This is a genomic window from Providencia sp. PROV109, assembly GCF_033681625.1.
Taxonomy (GTDB): Bacteria; Pseudomonadota; Gammaproteobacteria; order Enterobacterales; family Enterobacteriaceae; genus Providencia; species Providencia hangzhouensis.
This window is the reverse complement of the sequence record NZ_CP096320.1, coordinates 593491-612379: the sequence shown is the minus strand read 5'-3', so window position 1 is coordinate 612379 and position 18889 is coordinate 593491. Positions and strand designations below refer to the sequence as shown.

Here is an 18889-nt window from a genome sequence, read left to right as displayed (position 1 = left end):
CCCTTTTATATACCCGGAGCTGGATAAGCAACGAACGTCCTGGCCTGCTTTTCGATCTGGCGACAGGGTGGCTTATGCAACATCGTATTATTCTCCCCGGAGCCACTACGCTGACCCGGTTGATTTCAGAGGTAAGGGAAAAGGCGACGTTGCGCCTGTGGAACAAACTGGCACTGATACCGTCAGCCGAACAGCGTTCACAGCTGGAGATGCTGCTGGGGCCAACTGATTGCAGCCGCCTGTCTTTACTGGAATCACTGAAAAAGGGCCCTGTGACCATCAGTGGTCCGGCGTTTAATGAAGCAATTGAACGCTGGAAAACTCTGAACGATTTTGGCCTGCATGCTGAAAACCTGAGTACACTCCCGGCTGTGCGCCTGAAAAATCTCGCACGTTATGCTGGTATGACTTCGGTGTTCAATATTGCCAGGATGTCACCGCAGAAAAGGATGGCGGTTCTGGTTGCCTTTGTCCTTGCATGGGAAACGCTGGCGCTGGATGATGCATTGGACGTTCTGGACGCCATGCTGGCCGTTATCATCCGTGACGCCAGAAAGATTGGGCAGAAAAAACGGCTCCGCTCGCTGAAGGATCTGGATAAATCTGCATTGGCGCTCGCCAGCGCATGTTCGTACCTGCTGAAAGAAGAAACACCGGACGAATCGATTCGTGCTGAGGTGTTCAGCTACATCCCAAGGCAAAAGCTGGCTGAAATCATCACGCTTGTCCGTGAAATTGCCCGGCCCTCAGACGATAATTTTCATGAAGAAATGGTGGAGCAGTACGGGCGCGTTCGTCGTTTCCTGCCCCATCTGCTGAATACCGTTAAATTTTCATCCGCACCTGCCGGGGTTACCACTCTGAATGCCTGTGACTACCTCAGCCGGGAGTTCAGCTCACGGCGGCAGTTTTTTGACGACGCACCAACGGAAATTATCAGTCGGTCATGGAAACGGCTGGTGATTAACAAGGAAAAACATATCACCCGCAGGGGATACACGCTCTGCTTTCTCAGTAAACTGCAGGATAGTCTGAGGCGGAGGGATGTCTACGTTACCGGCAGTAACCGGTGGGGAGATCCTCGTGCAAGATTACTACAGGGTGCTGACTGGCAGGCAAACCGGATTAAGGTTTATCGTTCTTTGGGGCACCCGACAGACCCGCAGGAAGCAATAAAATCTCTGGGTCATCAGCTTGATAGTCGTTACAGACAGGTTGCTGCACGTCTTTGCGAAAATGAGGCTGTCGAACTCGATGTTTCTGGCCCGAAGCCCCGGTTGACAATTTCTCCCCTCGCCAGTCTTGATGAGCCGGACAGTCTGAAACGACTGAGCAAAATGATCAGTGATCTACTCCCTCCGGTGGATTTAACGGAGTTGCTGCTCGAAATTAACGCCCATACCGGATTTGCTGATGAGTTTTTCCATGCTAGTGAAGCCAGTGCCAGAGTTGATGATCTGCCCGTCAGCATCAGCGCCGTGCTGATGGCTGAAGCCTGCAATATCGGTCTGGAACCACTGATCAGATCAAATGTTCCTGCACTGACCCGACACCGGCTGAACTGGACAAAAGCGAACTATCTGCGGGCTGAAACTATCACCAGCGCTAATGCCAGACTGGTTGATTTTCAGGCAACGCTGCCACTGGCACAGATATGGGGTGGAGGAGAAGTGGCATCTGCAGATGGAATGCGCTTTGTTACGCCAGTCAGAACAATCAATGCCGGACCGAACCGCAAATACTTTGGTAATAACAGAGGGATCACCTGGTACAACTTTGTGTCCGATCAGTATTCCGGCTTTCATGGCATCGTTATACCGGGGACGCTGAGGGACTCTATCTTTGTGCTGGAAGGTCTTCTGGAACAGGAGACCGGGCTGAATCCAACCGAAATTATGACCGATACAGCAGGTGCCAGCGAACTTGTCTTTGGCCTTTTCTGGCTGCTGGGATACCAGTTTTCTCCACGCCTGGCTGATGCCGGTGCTTCGGTTTTCTGGCGAATGGACCATGATGCCGACTATGGCGTGCTGAATGATATTGCCAGAGGGCAATCAGATCCCCGAAAAATAGTCCTTCAGTGGGACGAAATGATCCGGACCGCTGGCTCCCTGAAGCTGGGCAAAGTACAGGTTTCAGTGCTGGTCCGTTCATTGCTGAAAAGTGAACGTCCTTCCGGACTGACTCAGGCAATCATTGAAGTGGGGCGCATCAACAAAACGCTGTATCTGCTTAATTATATTGATGATGAAGATTACCGCCGGCGCATTCTGACCCAGCTTAATCGGGGAGAAAGTCGCCATGCCGTTGCCAGAGCCATCTGTCACGGTCAAAAAGGTGAGATAAGAAAACGATATACCGACGGTCAGGAAGATCAACTGGGCACACTGGGGCTGGTCACTAACGCCGTCGTGTTATGGAACACTATTTATATGCAGGCAGCCCTGGATCATCTCCGGGCGCAGGGTGAAACACTGAATGATGAAGATATCGCACGCCTCTCCCCGCTTTGCCACGGACATATCAATATGCTCGGCCATTATTCCTTCACGCTGGCAGAACTGGTGACCAAAGGACATCTGAGACCATTAAAAGAGGCGTCAGAGGCAGAAAACGTTGCTTAACGTGAGTTTTCGTTCCACTGAGCGTCAGACCCCTTATTTGAGTAAATGCGATTTCTGCCAGAAGGGCGGCACAAAAAAACCCGACTGGTGAGATCGGGTTTTTATGTTTTGCCCCGGATGGAGGCGGGAACACCTAAACAATTGACGGTTAAATATTACGCCATGAGTGCAGTAAATGCAAACCACCCGGAATAGGGTATACTGCGCGGGTCAATCTGTTGACGTTCTTCTCCAGCCCCCGCTTACGCGGCGTGAACGGATTAAAGCCCTGGTTGAAAAACAGGTGGTGCTGTTTCAATGCCCTGGCTGGAGTGGGAACATCTAAACAATTGACGTGAGGTAGCCGCTGTGACAGGCAATGTAAGGGCGATCAGCGGTGTTCCTGCTCTGTATGGAGCAAACGGATGATTAACTTGTTAATCGTCGTTCTGCGGGCTGTTGTTGCAGTGTCTAACGCTGTGATAGCGGTCCTGGAGCTGATCCGGCAGTATTTTGACTGACCGGAAACGTAACTAAAGGCGGGGGGACCACTCCCCGCCTTTTAACACAAACCTTCAGTTTACAGTCTGTTTAGCGGCCGACACCCACTTATACAGACACCCAACCGACAGGTTCAGATCAGCAGCAATTGCCTTAACTTTTTCCCCCGTTACTTTTCTGGCCTCCATCCTTTTCACGGCTTCAGCCCTGAGCGCTTCTGGTACCACTTTCACTACTGGCGAGTGCTTCCAGATCTGATGTGTCTGCGCTACGTTTCGCGCAGCCACTTTATGCAGCCTGGTGCTGGTTGCACGTTCCGGGGCGTGCTTCCTTCCTTCAGCCATGAGCGCGAGCTGTTCATCGGGATTAATCTCGCCTCGCCGTATGCGGTTCAATACATTCTCTCTGCACTGACGGGAATGGCTGACGCTGGCAAGGGGGGTGTGTAACGGAATAGCCCAGCGTTCGCGGTATTCCCTGGCGTTCATCTGATGGGTTTTGTTCAGGTGCGGAGCCAGGAACGAGAAGTATTTTCCACACTCCAGGCATTGAATTTTTTCCGTTAATTCTTCTTTATCAGCCATCGTTTGGCCTCCTGATTAACAACGCCGGCAAACGCCGGCGTTCAGGGTTACATCTCGATCATCGGAAACAGATCGTCTTCCTGGTGGTAAAGCACGTCGTCTGTGTCCGTCCCATCAAGCCAGTCAGCGAACAGTTCAAACAGGCACACCGACATTTCCTCCGGTGAAATTGCGCCACACTGCAGCTCGTAGAAGACCTCAATTTTTTCCAGCAGGCTGTTGGCCGCTTTGTCGTAGCCGAACAGCTTGATCGGCGGGAAGTGCATTGCATCCGGGTTCGTTTCCGCCAGTTCATCATCCTTACGTTCCGGATAGATGCTGTACAGCGTCGCCGGCGATGGCGGTAATACCTCGATAAAGCGGTTTATCCGCATCGGCAGTTCGCTGGAAAACTTCTCATTGTCCGGAATGTAAAACGCTGCGCTGCGTACCAGGGCATCCTGGAAAGAAATTACCCCCTGACCTTCGGTCTGCTTACGCAGCTCACGAATGTTCACGCGGTCCTTTTCACGGATTTGGTACAGATCCCCTTCCCGGACCGTTTTGGAAAACGTGCCGTGTTCGGCTTCCTGCCCGGAGAGCTCTGAATAATAATCCTGGCCGACGGTTTCGCGCAGTATTTCAAAGGTTTTCCGGTCTTCAATCGACTCAAAATATTTCACGCGGGTGTTGGCGATCAGCGAATCCACCTCGCCGTTCGCGCCGCGGGCGAGCGACGGGTGATCCTGGGAGGAAAATACGCCCATTTTTTCCAGTGAACGCATCTGCGCACTCAGCGTATCCATACCGCTGGTGAAATACTGGCCCAGCTCGTCATAAATCAGCCCGTATGGCGCCTGATTATTCAGCGCGTGAGTGAGCAGGACTTCCTCTTTTTTCCCTTCCAGCTGGTAGCCCAGGTCCTTACTGATGGTCATTCGCTGCAGCGTCACATATAAACGGCCAAGCGTGGCCGCTTCACCGCGTGACAGCTCCAGCGACGGGATCATGACGATGAGAATGCGGTCATTGTGGAAAATATCGTCCATCCGGATATCGCCGCTGTCTTCCGGAAAAACATGGCCATAAGTTTCATTGAACAGGGAGAGCGTCTTCAGGAACTGACGGCTCATGTAGTTATGCTGTTCGAAGGCGCGGGCTTCCCACGTTTCCGGGTATTCCGCGTTGGCCAGCAGGAAGCCTGGTGTATTTTCCAGATAACTTTCCAGCGCGGCGTAACCCTCGCTGTGCCAGCCGTTTTTCTTTGCCTCAACGTACAGCGCGGCCATTGCCGGCAGCGACATGTTTTTCTGAATAGTGCGCTGTGACAAAAGCAGTTCGCCGCGGGCGCGCTTATAACACAGGGCATTGATCAGCGCCGACATCATGGCTTTTGCCGTATCCTGCCACTGTGCCGAATCTCCGCCCACCTGGGGGAGCATGGATTCCATCAACTGGATGATGAAGGTCGGCGGGGCAACGCTGAAGAGGTTGACTGAGTTGGATTGCGCGGGGATGCTTTCCTGCTTCACCAGGTTCACGAACCTGTCAATACTGCCGGTCAGCAGGTTGAGGACGTAATAATCATCCTCACGGCCGAAACGGCGCGCCAGCGACCAGGTGGCGAAGGCCAGCTTGTTATCTGCTTTACCGTCTGAGAGGCAGTAGCCACGGCACCACAGCAGGAAGTTAACGATAAACCCATAGAAGGTTTCGGTTTTACCCGACCCGGTGGTACCAAAAAATACCATGTGGCGCAGCAGGTCCGTCATGTTCAGCCACAGCTCGCGGCCGAACAGGCGTCCCCGCTCATACCCGACATATAAAATTCCCTTCGCTTTCTTTCGCTCCCGGACCTTATGCGGGATGCGAATGGGCCCCAGACGGTATTCCGCCTGGGTTTCCGTGGTCAGGGTGTCGTCGAACATTTCGCAGTCTTTCGGCATTCGCAGCGGTGGCCGGAATTTACGATCCGTGAATGCCACCATCAGCGGCGGAAGGATGAGGATGCTCAGCAGCATGGTAAAGGGGAGAAACAGACCCAGCACGGTCAGTATGGCCAGCAGGCCAAACTGTACGTTCGGAGTGAGGAACCACTCCATGAACGAACCATCTGGGCGGATGACTTTTTTACTGTCTACAGATTCCTGTTGCATAGCGGCTCCGGGTTATTCTCCTATTGCCTGCTGCAGGCGGGCATCGTCTTTGACGACGGAAACCGGGATCACATCACCCGAATCGGCAACGATGGACGGGGTGCCGATAAACCCGAATTTCGCAAATGCCATATTGTTCGCGTCAACCAGGCGGGCGCCGGTGGTATCCGGGGCTGTTTTCGGATCGTCAATTTTCGGGTTCATGGTGGTGTATCCCATGTTAATCGTGTCTTCCCAGCTTTTCAGTCGGGTATCTTTCCCGGTATCGAGTACAGGAGCGGCGCGGACCATCGAGCGCAGGTCGCCATAAACGGACACGGGGAAAATCTCGACGTTATAGCGTTTGCTCAGTTCCTGCAGCCGGGGTTCCAGCGCGCGGCAGTGCGGGCACATCGGATCGGAAAACACATACAGGGTGTGTTTATGCCCGGTTGAAAGCGAGATCGTAAAGCGTCCGCTGGTGACGGCATCTTTCAGTGACAGCAAGTCGTTATCAGCCAGTTTTTTAGGGGCTTCAGGTGCTGCCTGAACCTGCAGCTGCTCCGGCGCAGTGACAGGCTGCTGCAGACCCGGCGCGGGAGCATACGAGTTTGCCTGCAGTGGCTGTGCCGGCTGATGCATATTCATCAACGCGCCGTTGATGGAGACGATAAAGCCCAGCGCGGCGACTGGCCAGAAGATAAAGTTAGACAGCCGGCGCACGGCATTGAGTCCGCGCTGCTGTTTCAGCTTTTTACGGATATTGTTCAGCGCCTCGATGGCCTGATATTCGTTTTCAAAGCGGAACAGCTGCACCGCTTCACCAGAAAACGTATTGTGCGTCAGGATGTGGCCGCTGCCGGCATCATGGCCAAGTCCAAAATGACAGGCTGACAGGGGGAAGGAGTGCAGGGCTTGTTCCTGGTAGCTTCCGTCAGCGGAAAGATAAAGTGTGTTGCGATCGGTTTTTACGGTGAGTTTCATACTTCCTCGCTTAGAGTTCCAGGTGATCGGGACGGGTTGCCGGCTGAGGTTTAGCCGGCGTCGGTTCATCGTCTGTCAGTCGCAGACTGTTGTTCGGGGTGTCGTGCGGAGCTGCAGGCGGCGTAGCCGGCTCGTCTTCCGCTTCAGCGTCAGATTCAAATGCAAATGGCGGTATAACGTCTTCCTGCCAGTGAGCGACCGGAATGGCGGGATCGCGGCGGTCAATATGGCGGTAATGGAGCAGATCCAGCTCAAGGCCCAGCACGGCCGCCCGCACGGTTGGCGGGAATTTCGCCGCCTTTTCTTCATCGAGCGTCAGCCGGTAACTTTCGCACTGACTCCAGGCAATAACGCCACCTCCTTCAATGAAGAACTTCCCGCGGCCGGCGCTTGAAAGTGCATACCATAACGTGCGGTCCACGCCTTTCAGCCACCGGAAATTTGCGGATGGCAGCTGCAGGTCATCATCGAACAGCGCGTAGAGTAGCGAACGGGAGCTGCGGCGCCCCTTTGCAAATTCTCTGAACGCTTCGCACTGGCTGGCGACGGTCCAGAGCCCGGCGGCCAGCGAATAATCAGGGAAGCCGTCTTTAGTCCGCAGGCAGGAACGGTTGAGATCGTCGAGAATGGATTTAGCCGTTGGCCGGTCGCCCATAAACCGCAGATGTACAAACGAGGCTGCGAGTGCTTTTTCCCAGGGTGCCAGGGAAAGGGCCGCCCCTTCGGGAGCCAGGTTTACCTGTGACAGGAATACCTTATGTGCGGCTTTTTTACGGAGGCGGCGTTTAGCGGTATCAATCAGGTTATGTTCCTGGGCAAACTCAACGGGTGACTGCGCGCTGCGTGCTTCTTCCGGATCTTCATTCAGCAGCAGCTGATCGAGGTGGCCAAACCGGGCGAGGATATGGGCTATCCCCGGATAGTTTTTTACCATCACCCAGGGCAGGTTCCGGATGGTCAGTTTACGGGTCAGACGGTAGTAAGGATTGCGCGAGATAACCCAGACGAACAACCCGATGATTAAAATGAACAGGGGAAAGAGCACGCTGGCCGTGTCGTTCATCACGCTGATAAAGTCCCACAGCGAAACCTGGTGATTATACCGCGCCGCCGACAGCAGCATGTCCCGGCGCTCGGTCGCATTACCCGGTGTAATGGCGTCCGGCAGTACACCGTAGATCCAGTAAAGCAGGCGACAGGCTCCGTAAATCACATAATCACGAAAGCCAAACCACATCACTGTGATCATGATGAGAAGGGCCCCGATAATCATCAGGCCATCATCCCCTCCCCCTTTCCGTTGTGGCTGGTTTTGCATCAGAACCTCAGAGAATTTTGGTAAACCTTCCCGATATACCAGGCCTTACGCGCCGGCGTATTGGAGTGATAGCGGCCGACACCCTGCCAGAAATCCCCCCCTTCGAGAATGATGTTGTATTTGAGGATGTAGGCACTGGCCATTGCAGAGGCGCAAAAGTCGTGCTGCAGCTGCTCCGCTCTCACACCAAAATCAGCCGCCAGCTTATTCGCCCAGATGGTGTTTATCTGGAATGCGCCGTAATCGTAAGTACCGTTTTTGTTTTTATTTTTCATTCCCGGTTTCCCGCCTTCAGTCAGCCACAAGGCGAGGAATCCACGGAGAGGAATGTGATAAATCTGTGCTGCTTCAACCATGCAGGTTGGCAGCGGGATTGAGGGCGGGGCATCAACCATAACAATCTCCTAATGATTTCTATTTCGAGTAAAAAATATACCATCAAAAGGAGATTTTTTTAAATCATTTTGGTGCGCATAATTGAGAGGGTGTCAGAGGAATTTTATTTGCCTTCGACAGAGACAATGTTGCCCTCATTCGCATTTTCCCATGTCGGGATTTCGCCACTCAGCGTGCAGCGAAGCGTCTCTTTTCCGACGGTAAGCCGTGCGCCACTGCTGTAGTAATGACTTTCATACAGGCAGGCGGTTTTCTTTTGTTCCGGGGTCAGTGTAAGACTGGCATTCTGATCCTTTGCCAGCAGTTGTACAAGATGTTGGTTTGTCTGTACCTGTTCACCCAGAATGCTGCTGAGCAACGAATCGGTTTTCGGCGCGGATACACTCTGAGCAAAGGCACTGCAACTGATTACGGATGCGGTCAGAATGAGAGCAATCTTCGTGTTGGATTTCATTTCACTTTCTCCATTAAAAAAATCGGTAATCATTTTCTGGATCATTTAAATTAGGTCTGAAAACCGGCCTGAGTGTCAAGCCGATTCTGTTTAAAAATTAACAGGGGATAAAATGATTCAGTCACGTAATAAATATCTGCAATTTATGCTGGTTCTGCTGGCAGCCTGGGCCATAGCCTGGGGGGCCCTGTTTGTCATGGGGCAGACCGTTCTGCTCTATGGGCTGGGGAAAAATACGCTGTTCTTCATTCATGGTGCTGTTCTGGTGTACCTGCTGTGTGTGTTCCTGGTTTACCGCCGCTGGGTCGCACCGCTACCGGTTGTTGGCCAGCTGCGTAACGTTGGCGCACCGTGGCTGGTCGGTGCGATGGCCGTGGTGTATGTCGGAGAATTTCTGCTGGGTAAAGTGCTGGACCTGCCCGCTGAGCCGTTTATGACGAAACTTTTTGCCGATAAATCCATACCCGACGTGATCCTGACGTTGCTGGCCATCTTTATCCTTGCACCGCTGAATGAGGAAACGCTGTTCCGGGGGATCATGCTGAACGTCTTCCGTTCACGGTACCGCTGGACGATGTGGCTGGGGGCGCTGATAACGTCATTGCTGTTCGTCGCCGCGCACAGCCAGTATCAGAACCTGCTGACCCTGGCAGAACTGTTCCTGGTGGGGTTGATTACATCAGCTGCCCGGATCAGAAGCGGCGGCCTGCTGCTGCCGGTATTGCTGCATATGGAAGCAACCGCGCTGGGTTTACTGTTTGGCTGAAAGTTATATTTTTATTAAACATTGCGCGTTAAAGCCTGGTATGTTTTTTTAGTGGATGTTATATTTAAATATAACTTTTATGGAGGTGAACAATGCATACCACCCGACTGAAGAAGGTTGGCGGCTCAGTTATGCTGACCGTTCCACCGGCACTGCTGAATGCGCTGTCGCTGGGTACAGATAATGAAGTTGGCATGGTCATTGATAATGGCCGGCTGATTGTGGAGCCGCACAGACGCCCGCAGTATTCACTGGCTGAGCTACTAGCGCAGTGCGATCCGAATGCTGAAATCTCGGCTGAAGAACGTGAATGGCTGGATGCGCCGGTGGCTGGTCAGGAGGAAATCTGACATGGAAAGAGGGGAAATCTGGCTTGTCTCGCTTGACCCTACCGCAGGTCATGAGCAGCAGGGAACGCGGCCGGTGCTGATTGTCACGCCGGCTGCTTTTAACCGCGTGACCCGTCTGCCTGTTGTTGTGCCCGTGACCAGCGGAGGCAATTTTGCCCGCACTGCTGGCTTTGCGGTGTCGCTGGACGGCGCCGGCATACGTACCACCGGCGTTGTGCGTTGCGATCAACCCCGGACGATCGATATGAAAGCCCGCGGCGGCAAACGACTCGAACGGGTGCCAGAGGCTATCATGGATGACGTTCTTGGTCGTCTGGCCACGATTCTGACTTGACCCATTGTTTCGACAGAGAACCATCATGATGAAATCAGGAAATTTGATAAGGTATTTGTGGTTTTTTATCTGCGTTGTCACATGCCTGGTGATGGCGTATTTATGCAGCCTAGATTCTACGTCAGTACTTCAAAAAGCATAATCAAAGCCTTGATAAATATGCATTCCTTCGAAATTCAGCTTTCACCCATTGGGTGAAAGAAAAGTGCTCAAAAATATGTTAAATTATCAGCTTTTATGACTCGATATATGGTAAAATAATAGTAAGAAAAGTAGTAAAAAGGGGTTCTAATTATGATTAATAAAATTGATTTCAAAGCTAAGAATCTAACATCAAATGCAGGTCTTTTTCTGCTCCTTGAGAATGCAAAAAGCAATGGGATTTTTGATTTTATTGAAAATGACCTCGTATTTGATAATGACTCAACAAATAAAATCAAGATGAATCATATAAAGACCATGCTCTGCGGTCACTTCATTGGCATTGATAAGTTAGAACGTCTAAAGCTACTTCAAAATGATCCCCTCGTCAACGAGTTTGATATTTCCGTAAAAGAACCTGAAACAGTGTCACGGTTTCTAGGAAACTTCAACTTCAAGACAACCCAAATGTTTAGAGACATTAATTTTAAAGTCTTTAAAAAACTGCTCACTAAAAGTAAATTGACATCCATTACGATTGATATTGATAGTAGTGTAATTAACGTAGAAGGTCATCAAGAAGGTGCGTCAAAAGGATATAATCCTAAGAAACTGGGAAACCGATGCTACAATATCCAATTTGCATTTTGCGACGAATTAAAAGCATATGTTACCGGATTTGTAAGAAGTGGCAATACTTACACTGCAAACGGTGCTGCGGAAATGATCAAAGAAATTGTTGCTAACATCAAATCAGACGATTTAGAAATTTTATTTCGAATGGATAGTGGCTACTTTGATGAAAAAATTATCGAAACGATAGAATCTCTTGGATGCAAATATTTAATTAAAGCCAAAAGTTATTCTACACTCACCTCACAAGCAACGAATTCATCAATTGTATTCGTTAAAGGAGAAGAAGGTAGAGAAACTACAGAACTGTATACAAAATTAGTTAAATGGGAAAAAGACAGAAGATTTGTCGTATCTCGCGTACTGAAACCAGAAAAAGAAAGAGCACAATTATCACTTTTAGAAGGTTCCGAATACGACTACTTTTTCTTTGTAACAAATACTACCTTGCTTTCTGAAAAAGTAGTTATATACTATGAAAAGCGTGGTAATGCTGAAAACTATATCAAAGAAGCCAAATACGACATGGCGGTGGGTCATCTCTTGCTAAAGTCATTTTGGGCGAATGAAGCCGTGTTTCAAATGATGATGCTTTCATATAACCTATTTTTGTTGTTCAAGTTTGATTCCTTGGACTCTTCAGAATACAGACAGCAAATAAAGACCTTTCGTTTGAAGTATGTATTTCTTGCAGCAAAAATAATCAAAACCGCAAGATATGTAATCATGAAGTTGTCGGAAAACTATCCGTACAAGGGAGTGTATGAAAAATGTCTGGTATAATAAGAATATCATCAATAAAATTGAGTGTTGCTCTGTGGATAACTTGCAGAGTTTATTAAGTATCATTGCAGCAAAGATGAAATCAATGATTTATCAAAAATGATTGAAAGGTGGTTGTAAATAATGTTACAATGTGTGAGAAGCAGTCTAAATTCTTCGTGAAATAGTGATTTTTGAAGCTAATAAAAAACACACGTGGAATTTAGGTTTCATTCTGGCGACGTCCGTATTTGCCTTTCGGAAGCATAAAATCGGACGCGTTGTGGCTCGCTTCAGGTAAAATATTGACTATTCATGTTGTTGTTATTTCGTCTCTTCCAGAATAAGGAATCCCATGGTTAAAAAATCACTGCGCCAGTTCACGCTGATGGCGACGGCAACCGTCACGCTGTTGTTAGGAAGTGTGCCGCTGTATGCGCAAACGGCGGACGTACAGCAAAAACTTGCCGAATTAGAGCGGCAGTCGGGAGGCAGACTGGGTGTGGCATTGATTAACACAGCAGATAATTCGCAAATACTTTATCGTGCTGATGAGCGCTTTGCGATGTGCAGCACCAGTAAAGTGATGGCCGCGGCCGCGGTGCTGAAGAAAAGTGAAAGCGAACCGAATCTGTTAAATCAGCGAGTTGAGATCAAAAAATCTGACCTTGTTAACTATAATCCGATTGCGGAAAAGCACGTCAATGGGACGATGTCACTGGCTGAGCTTAGCGCGGCCGCGCTACAGTACAGCGATAACGTGGCGATGAATAAGCTGATTGCTCACGTTGGCGGCCCGGCTAGCGTCACCGCGTTCGCCCGACAGCTGGGAGACGAAACGTTCCGTCTCGACCGTACCGAGCCGACGTTAAACACCGCCATTCCGGGCGATCCGCGTGATACCACTTCACCTCGGGCAATGGCGCAAACTCTGCGGAATCTGACGCTGGGTAAAGCATTGGGCGACAGCCAACGGGCGCAGCTGGTGACATGGATGAAAGGCAATACCACCGGTGCAGCGAGCATTCAGGCTGGACTGCCTGCTTCCTGGGTTGTGGGGGATAAAACCGGCAGCGGTGACTATGGCACCACCAACGATATCGCGGTGATCTGGCCAAAAGATCGTGCGCCGCTGATTCTGGTCACTTACTTCACCCAGCCTCAACCTAAGGCAGAAAGCCGTCGCGATGTATTAGCGTCGGCGGCTAAAATCGTCACCGACGGTTTGTAATAGCGGAAACGGAATGGGGAAACTCATTCCGTTTTTGTTTATCGCCTTAGACGGCAAAAGTGCTGTCGCCCACCTGCGCTTGCGCATACCAGGCCATAAGCTCCGTGGTTCCTGGTTCTCCTTCCGCTGGAGCCCAGTGCGCATAGTCATCGGCAGCCACGGGTTGATAGCCACCGTGTTTTACTTCAAAAATTATGCCACCGGTATCCAGCGACAGCACGGCATGCCAGGTTCCTGCGGCCATCTCCAGCACCGTACAGGTTTCCCCCAATATCGCCCGATGGGTGACGGTACCCCGATCGTCAAAATTCAGCACCACGAAACGACCCCTTAATGGCAACAGTAGCTCGAAGGTGTGAGGGTGTCGGTGCGGGCGCACGTAGGTCCCAGGTGCAGCATGGTTAATCCATATGATGACAGAACTTTGTCCTCCGCCTTTACCAGCTTTCTGAGGCCAATCGGGGCCGGGTTTGGTACGGCGATTGTCCTTATCCTGATCACTAGCATTGCGCGAGAGCTGCGGTGTTTCTGCAATAAATAAAAGCGTGCCGGCCCGATATTTATGCCGGCATTGCCTGTTTCCTGAAGTCTGCAATATACTGTATATAAAAACAGTTATTGGAGGCTAGATTATGGCGCTGGATCTCGTTTATCCCCGGCCTTCAGTGGAAGGCGCCGCACTTCCTTTTTTTGCCGAACCCGTTGCGGCCGGCTTTCCCAGTCCGGCCGCAGGCTATGAGGCAAATGAACTTAACCTGCATGATTACTGCGTGCGGCGTCCGGCCGCAACGTACTTCTTGCGTGTGTCCGGAGATTCTATGCGTGATGCCCGCATTCATGATGGCGATGTGCTGGTCGTCGATCGGGCAGAAGAGCCCCGGCACGGCAGCATCGTGATTGCCAGCATCGATAATGAATTTACGGTCAAGCAGCTGCAGCTCCGCCCTTACCCCTGCCTGATGCCGCTGAATCCGGCTTTTCCGCCAATCAGGTTTGATCCGGAGGCGCTGCAGATATGGGGTGTGGTTACGTTCACTGTTATGAGTCACCGCCCGTGTACGCCTTAATCGACGTCAATTCGATGTACTGCAGCTGCGAAGAGGCGTTCCGCCCTGATTTGCGGGGGCGCCCTGTGGTCGTCCTCAGCAACAACGACGGGGCGCTTGTTGCGGTCAATCGCGCGGCGAAAGCGCTGGGAGTGCGCCGCGGGGAACCCTATTTCCGCTGCCGTCGCCTGCTGGAACAGCATAACGTCGCCGTATTCAGTTCCAACTACACCCTTTACGCCTCATTCTCCGCCAGATTTGCAACCGTAGTGGAAAGTCTGGCGCCGCGGACGTTTGTTTACTCAATTGATGAGCTCTTTGCGGATGCGTCTCACATGGAGGGCGTGATGTCGCCGCAGGCGTTTGGCCAGCTTTTGCGGGCTGAAGTGCTGCGCCAGACAACGCTCACCTGTGGAGTGGGCGTCGCGCCAACGAAGACGCTGGCCAAGCTGTGCAACCACGCCGCAAAGACGTGGCCTGCCACCGGGGGGGTTGTGGCGCTCAGTGATCCTGTGAGACTGAAAAGGCTGATGAGCCTGGTGTCGGCCGGCGATGTGTGGGGGGTTGGCCATCGTACCGAAAAAGGGCTGGCGACAATGGGGATCAAAACGGCGCTGGCGCTCGCAGAGATGGATATCCGACTTGCACGCCGGCTGTACGGTGTGACGCTGGAACGGACCATCCGTGAGCTGCGTGGCGAGGCCTGCTTTGCCCTGGAAGAAGGTACCGGCGCGAAACAGCAGCTTGTTGTATCCCGCTCGTTTGGATCGCGGGTCACGCAACTGGCGCAGATGCAGCAGGCGGTGACTAAATATGCCACACGGGCAGGGGAAAAGTTGCGCCAGGAAAACCGTCTGGCGAAGGTGGTAACGGTCTTTATCCGCAGCAGTGCTTATGACGCCGGCGGTGTGCCCTACAGTAACCAGGCTACGGAAGTGCTTTCCGTGCCAAGCCAGGATACCCGCGACATCATCGCCGCGGCGCAGCTGGGGCTGTCGCGTATCTGGCGTGAGGGTGTGCGGTATGCAAAAGCCGGCGTGATGCTCAGCGATCTGCAGGGACATGAAACCCAGCTGGATCTGTTTGCGCCGGCTGCAGTGCGGCCGGGCAGCGAAAAACTGATGGCCACCATCGACAAAATAAACAGGGAAGGAAGGTCAAGGGTCTTCTTCGCCGGGGAAGGTATTGATCCGGAATATGCCATGCGCCGTGAAATGTTGTCTCCGGCCTACACCACGCAGTGGAAGGATATTCCCGCGGCGTTTATGCGATAACAGCGATGTGCAGGCCAGTCTGTCAGCCCTGCAGCCGTTCCTGCTCCTGCAGCAATGCCAGATGGTATGCGGCAATGGCGTTCACCACCCCGGCCGTCATCCGTGCATCGGCGATTGCCGAGTGTGCCTCCCCTTCCCAGGCCAATGCTGCCTGACTGGCCGCGCTGGCCAGCGAAATGGTGCCATAGCGATTGGTGGCCCCAAAATACCCTGCTGCCAGCTCCATCGCGCAATATACTGTCAGTTCTCCCAGCCAGTCGGCCGGATCGCCATGTGCGGCGGCCGTCTGTTTCAGAATGGGGTTCTAGGGATTTTCCCCTCTAAAGTAACATAAATCGCCACAACCCTCGCAGTTAATGGCTTGTGGAGCTGGGTTACCTTTCATTTTAGACTTCATTTTCAACAATAGGCCTAGTTATTTCCTGTAAATCAGGTAGTTTGCGGTTACTAGCGAACTGATAAGTGCCGCTCAGATTAATGTTCTGCCATGCAACGGGTGATACTTGTCGAGTTATTGCTGCTTTTTCCTCGTCACCAACTTCTTCAAAGTGCAGTAATAGATGACTTAGGATCATCGAGTTAAAGTAGATAATAGCATTTGCCGTCAAACGGGCACACTCGTTCCAGACGACTATTTCTGATTCGTTTTTTCCACGGAACTGGTCACGATTGACCGATGCAATAGCTCGCCTGAGGAAATGCCAGGCTTCGCCTCGGTTCAGTGCTCGTTGAACATATTGGCGCAGACTTGCATCATCAATATAATCAAGTAAATATTGGGCTTTGATGAGCCTATTATATTCCGTTAATGCTTGTAATATAGGGTGTCTAGATGGATAACCAGATAATTTGCGTACTAGCAATGCCTGTGTTGTGCGTTTTTCTTGAAGGGATAACACAATACGCTGAATATCCTGCCAGCCTTCTTCAATCACATTCATTTTTATCGGCTTTTTCAGCGCCAGATGCGTGTTTCCGTCGTCGCTTTCAGTTACGTTAAATAGGTCATTGATCACACTGGTGAACTGAGCATACCTAGGCGCAAAACTATAACCGCATAAATCCAATAAGGCATAATTAACATGATTAACACCATGGGTGTCGGTTGAGAGGACATCTGGCTTAAGATCACTAGTATTAGATTGTAGTAAGTCGTAAATATAATGGGACTCATGCTCATTAGATCCTATGATACGGGCATTTAACGCACTATGATTGGCAACTAACGTCATGGCCGTAATACCTTTGTTGGTGCCGAAGTATTTCGAGGAGTAGCGAGTTTTAAAAGTCTCAAGGTGAGTTTCAAATTTTTGCCCATCGGTACTGGCGTGCAGGACGTCTTCTTGGATGTGATAGTGGCGGAAAATAGGGAGTGCCGCTACTGCGTTATTGATGATATCACTAGCCTCTTGCAAGGTTTCAGGCCTAATATAATTAGCTTGTATAGTGCTTAGATGCTCATAACTGCGATCAGATATTTGTGCCATCCCATATACGCCGCGATGTGTCGCATTCGCAATTAGAATAGCCAATAAATCATCCTGATTGGCGCCTACTTGTTTTTGTATTGGCAGCACGTGTGCGAAGCATTGCATAAAGTTGGTTTCTTGTTCAACATAACGCAACACATCAGCAATACTGACGGGGATCATTTGTTTAAAGAAAGGGTTGTTGACAAGTGATTGGGAGCCTTTAACTGGCAGTCGCCATCGTGTGCCACTTCGGCTCTTCATGATCACATTGCGGTTATCACCATTATCAATGTGACGAGCAACATCTTCTAGGGATGTTGTTAAGCGTATTTGTTTTACTTGCAGTAGCTTCTGAATCGGCTGCTTTAGCTTTTCCAATGTTGATGATGCCAATAGATCAGGCTGTATTGACGATGCAATTAAGTCGTCTTCTAGCGCACGATATTTAGTGACGTTTGATAAGTAAATTCGACCATTAAGCCGAGAAGCCAGTTGACGGTAAAGCAACCATTCGTATCGCTGTGGATGAACAACATCCTTGTTAATTAACCATGGACGATGTTTTTGTTGGATAAGTGTACTATCCATTGTTTGCAATGTATTACCTGCTAATAGTTCTGTTTTTGTGGTTTTGAGCTGGGTCACTAATGCTTCTGAGCCTTTACCTGCTTGGCATTCAAGACATAGAAACACGGGCCTTAATAACTGCTCAATTAACCCGTTTTGATCATCATAATATTGCCATTGATATTCTTCTACCGTGCGTTTTTGCTTTTTTAAGTACAGGCATAGCGTTTCTATATCTTGGTTATTCATTACACTTAATGCTTGTTGCCTAACCGTTGCAAATGGTTGATTATCGTCGATACTGTCATCAACAAACAGATGCAGTAATTCTGCGGCTTTGGTGACATTGTCTGCAGCTGACCTCCATGAGTCAAACACTGCCTGTTGGGCAAACGCATGCGCAGCTTCTTGTTGTTTACGGATATGATGAATAAACCCATCAGCCAATCGCTCTAGGCTTTGCCGTATGCGTTGAGTCAGAAAACACAGCAACCATAGGTGTTGCTGTGGACGCTTAAAGCGTTTTAGTTTACTGCCATAATAATCCACCATTTCACCGAAGTGTTGTTGGTTTTTAGACGATAAGGCTAAGCCCTTAACAGCATTATCAATCTGTCTTGTATAAGGCTGTAACTGATGATACACCGTCAGTTCTTTTTTTAGCTCTGTCACCATAACGCTTTTTGCACCGGCTCGAAGCTGGCTTAAGGAGAGCCCATCTTTGTCATCGATAATAGTATTTAGAAATCCGTGTAGTTCAGATGAAACATGAATACGAAGCTTATTATTTAACGCCTTCTTGACCTGTTGGATAACACGACTGATAAGCTTTTGTAAGACAGTATATTTAGGGATGGCAATTCTATGCGTTGCTAGATATTCAGCGGCTGCATCGAATAGATAACGAGGCTCAAGCCAAGCTTTGCCGACCATAACAAGATGTTCGTACAGCGGCGCAAAGTGCAGACTTTCGTCCCATTTCTGATAGTTTAATAACCTCAGTATTCTTTGATATATACGGTCACGCTGCATCTTATTAATGCTGAAAGGCCTGATCCCTTTGCCTCCTTGAACTTGCGTTGAAATAAACTGCATATCGTCAAAGATGAGGTTAAAGCTAGGTGAAAGAATCACAGGCTTAGACTTAAAATACCCTAATAACGCAATGAAATAGCATCGGTGGTTCCTTAGGCGAATACTTTTCAACTCTGTTAACTCGATCTCGTTTGGCGTAAAATACAATCGTTGTTGTTCAAGTGATAATAGCGGCGGAGAATATAGATCAAGCTGCTCAGCTTTGGTAAGAATTGATAGTTCGTTTTTTATAGCCATAGGAATTAAATTAAGTTTAAGGGGTTG

At 50.3% G+C, this 18889-nt stretch carries 16 protein-coding genes and 2 pseudogenes; 9 read left to right on the top strand and 9 right to left on the bottom strand.

Annotation, left to right across the window (positions count from 1 at the left end; genetic code table 11):
• Positions 1-2: 2 nt before the first annotated feature.
• Both M1F25_RS02710 and dqlB read left to right on the top strand, forming a co-directional pair.
• Positions 3-2591 (top strand): annotated as a pseudogene (locus tag M1F25_RS02710) (Tn3-like element Tn3 family transposase); the annotation flags it as partial.
• 437 nt (positions 2592-3028) lie between these two features.
• The gene (gene dqlB / locus M1F25_RS02705) at positions 3029-3124 is read left to right on the top strand and encodes a DinQ-like type I toxin DqlB (RefSeq protein ID WP_004206884.1); all 96 of its coding nucleotides are present in this window, start codon (positions 3029-3031) and stop codon (positions 3122-3124) included.
• Positions 3125-3178: 54 nt separating this feature from the next.
• Here the strand turns inward: dqlB and M1F25_RS02700 are convergent, their stop codons facing one another.
• The 6 genes from M1F25_RS02700 to M1F25_RS02675 all read right to left on the bottom strand — a co-directional run bounded on the left by M1F25_RS02700 (position 3179) and on the right by M1F25_RS02675 (position 8999).
• Positions 3179-3688, bottom strand: coding sequence for a MucR family transcriptional regulator (locus M1F25_RS02700; protein ID WP_011091091.1), 510 nt, complete (start codon positions 3686-3688; stop codon positions 3179-3181).
• 47 nt (positions 3689-3735) lie between these two features.
• Positions 3736-5823 carry a hypothetical protein gene (locus tag M1F25_RS02695; protein WP_011091092.1) on the bottom strand — a complete coding sequence of 696 codons (2088 nt, stop codon included), beginning with the start codon at positions 5821-5823 and terminating at the stop codon, positions 3736-3738.
• A 12-nt stretch (positions 5824-5835) separates the two neighbouring features.
• On the bottom strand, positions 5836-6786 hold the full coding sequence (locus M1F25_RS02690; RefSeq protein ID WP_012579091.1) for a DsbC family protein: 951 nt from the start codon (positions 6784-6786) through the stop codon (positions 5836-5838).
• Between the two features lie 10 nt (positions 6787-6796).
• Complete coding sequence (locus M1F25_RS02685; protein ID WP_011091094.1) at positions 6797-8104, bottom strand: hypothetical protein; 1308 nt, start codon at positions 8102-8104, stop codon at positions 6797-6799.
• A complete protein-coding gene (locus M1F25_RS02680; protein ID WP_012579092.1) occupies positions 8104-8499 on the bottom strand; it encodes a lytic transglycosylase domain-containing protein in 396 nt (131 codons plus the stop codon). The genes M1F25_RS02685 and M1F25_RS02680 overlap by 1 nt, the downstream gene beginning before the upstream one ends.
• 104 nt (positions 8500-8603) lie before the next feature.
• Entirely contained in the window at positions 8604-8999 is a 396-nt protein-coding gene (locus M1F25_RS02675; RefSeq protein WP_015243647.1) for a DUF1496 domain-containing protein, read from the bottom strand.
• Between the two features lie 67 nt (positions 9000-9066).
• On the opposite strand from M1F25_RS02675, the gene M1F25_RS02670 reads away from it, so the two are divergent.
• The 5 genes from M1F25_RS02670 to M1F25_RS02650 all read left to right on the top strand — a co-directional run bounded on the left by M1F25_RS02670 (position 9067) and on the right by M1F25_RS02650 (position 13171).
• Positions 9067-9720 carry a CPBP family intramembrane glutamic endopeptidase gene (locus tag M1F25_RS02670; protein ID WP_011091025.1) on the top strand — a complete coding sequence of 218 codons (654 nt, stop codon included), beginning with the start codon at positions 9067-9069 and terminating at the stop codon, positions 9718-9720.
• A gap of 92 nt (positions 9721-9812) precedes the next feature.
• Positions 9813-10070, top strand: a complete 258-nt coding sequence (pemI, locus tag M1F25_RS02665) for a type II toxin-antitoxin system antitoxin PemI (protein ID WP_011091026.1) — start codon at positions 9813-9815, stop codon at positions 10068-10070.
• A gap of 1 nt (position 10071) precedes the next feature.
• Positions 10072-10404: a type II toxin-antitoxin system toxin endoribonuclease PemK-mt gene (pemK-mt, locus tag M1F25_RS02660; protein ID WP_011091027.1), complete on the top strand. Its 333-nt coding sequence runs from the start codon at positions 10072-10074 to the stop codon at positions 10402-10404.
• A gap of 294 nt (positions 10405-10698) precedes the next feature.
• Positions 10699-11961, top strand: coding sequence for an IS1380-like element ISEcp1 family transposase (locus tag M1F25_RS02655; protein ID WP_000608644.1), 1263 nt, complete (start codon positions 10699-10701; stop codon positions 11959-11961).
• Positions 11962-12295: 334 nt separating this feature from the next.
• Entirely contained in the window at positions 12296-13171 is an 876-nt protein-coding gene (locus tag M1F25_RS02650; RefSeq protein ID WP_011091028.1) for an extended-spectrum class A beta-lactamase CTX-M-3, read from the top strand.
• Positions 13172-13217: 46 nt separating this feature from the next.
• On the opposite strand, the gene M1F25_RS02645 is transcribed toward M1F25_RS02650, so the two are convergent.
• Complete coding sequence (locus M1F25_RS02645) at positions 13218-13586, bottom strand: WbuC family cupin fold metalloprotein (RefSeq protein WP_255301620.1); 369 nt, start codon at positions 13584-13586, stop codon at positions 13218-13220.
• A 217-nt stretch (positions 13587-13803) separates the two neighbouring features.
• On the opposite strand from M1F25_RS02645, the gene M1F25_RS02640 reads away from it, so the two are divergent.
• Complete coding sequence (locus M1F25_RS02640) at positions 13804-14238, top strand: LexA family protein (protein ID WP_011091030.1); 435 nt, start codon at positions 13804-13806, stop codon at positions 14236-14238.
• On the top strand, positions 14226-15491 hold the full coding sequence (umuC, locus tag M1F25_RS02635; protein WP_040027898.1) for a translesion error-prone DNA polymerase V subunit UmuC: 1266 nt from the start codon (positions 14226-14228) through the stop codon (positions 15489-15491). Before M1F25_RS02640 ends, umuC begins: the two co-directional genes overlap by 13 nt.
• 22 nt (positions 15492-15513) lie before the next feature.
• On the opposite strand, the pseudogene M1F25_RS02630 reads toward umuC, so the two are convergent.
• Both M1F25_RS02630 and M1F25_RS02625 read right to left on the bottom strand, forming a co-directional pair.
• Positions 15514-15789 (bottom strand): annotated as a pseudogene (locus tag M1F25_RS02630) (3'-5' exonuclease); the annotation flags it as partial.
• An 88-nt stretch (positions 15790-15877) separates the two neighbouring features.
• Positions 15878-18862, bottom strand: coding sequence for a Tn3-like element ISKox2 family transposase (locus M1F25_RS02625; RefSeq protein ID WP_008126957.1), 2985 nt, complete (start codon positions 18860-18862; stop codon positions 15878-15880).
• Positions 18863-18889 lie beyond the last annotated feature (27 nt).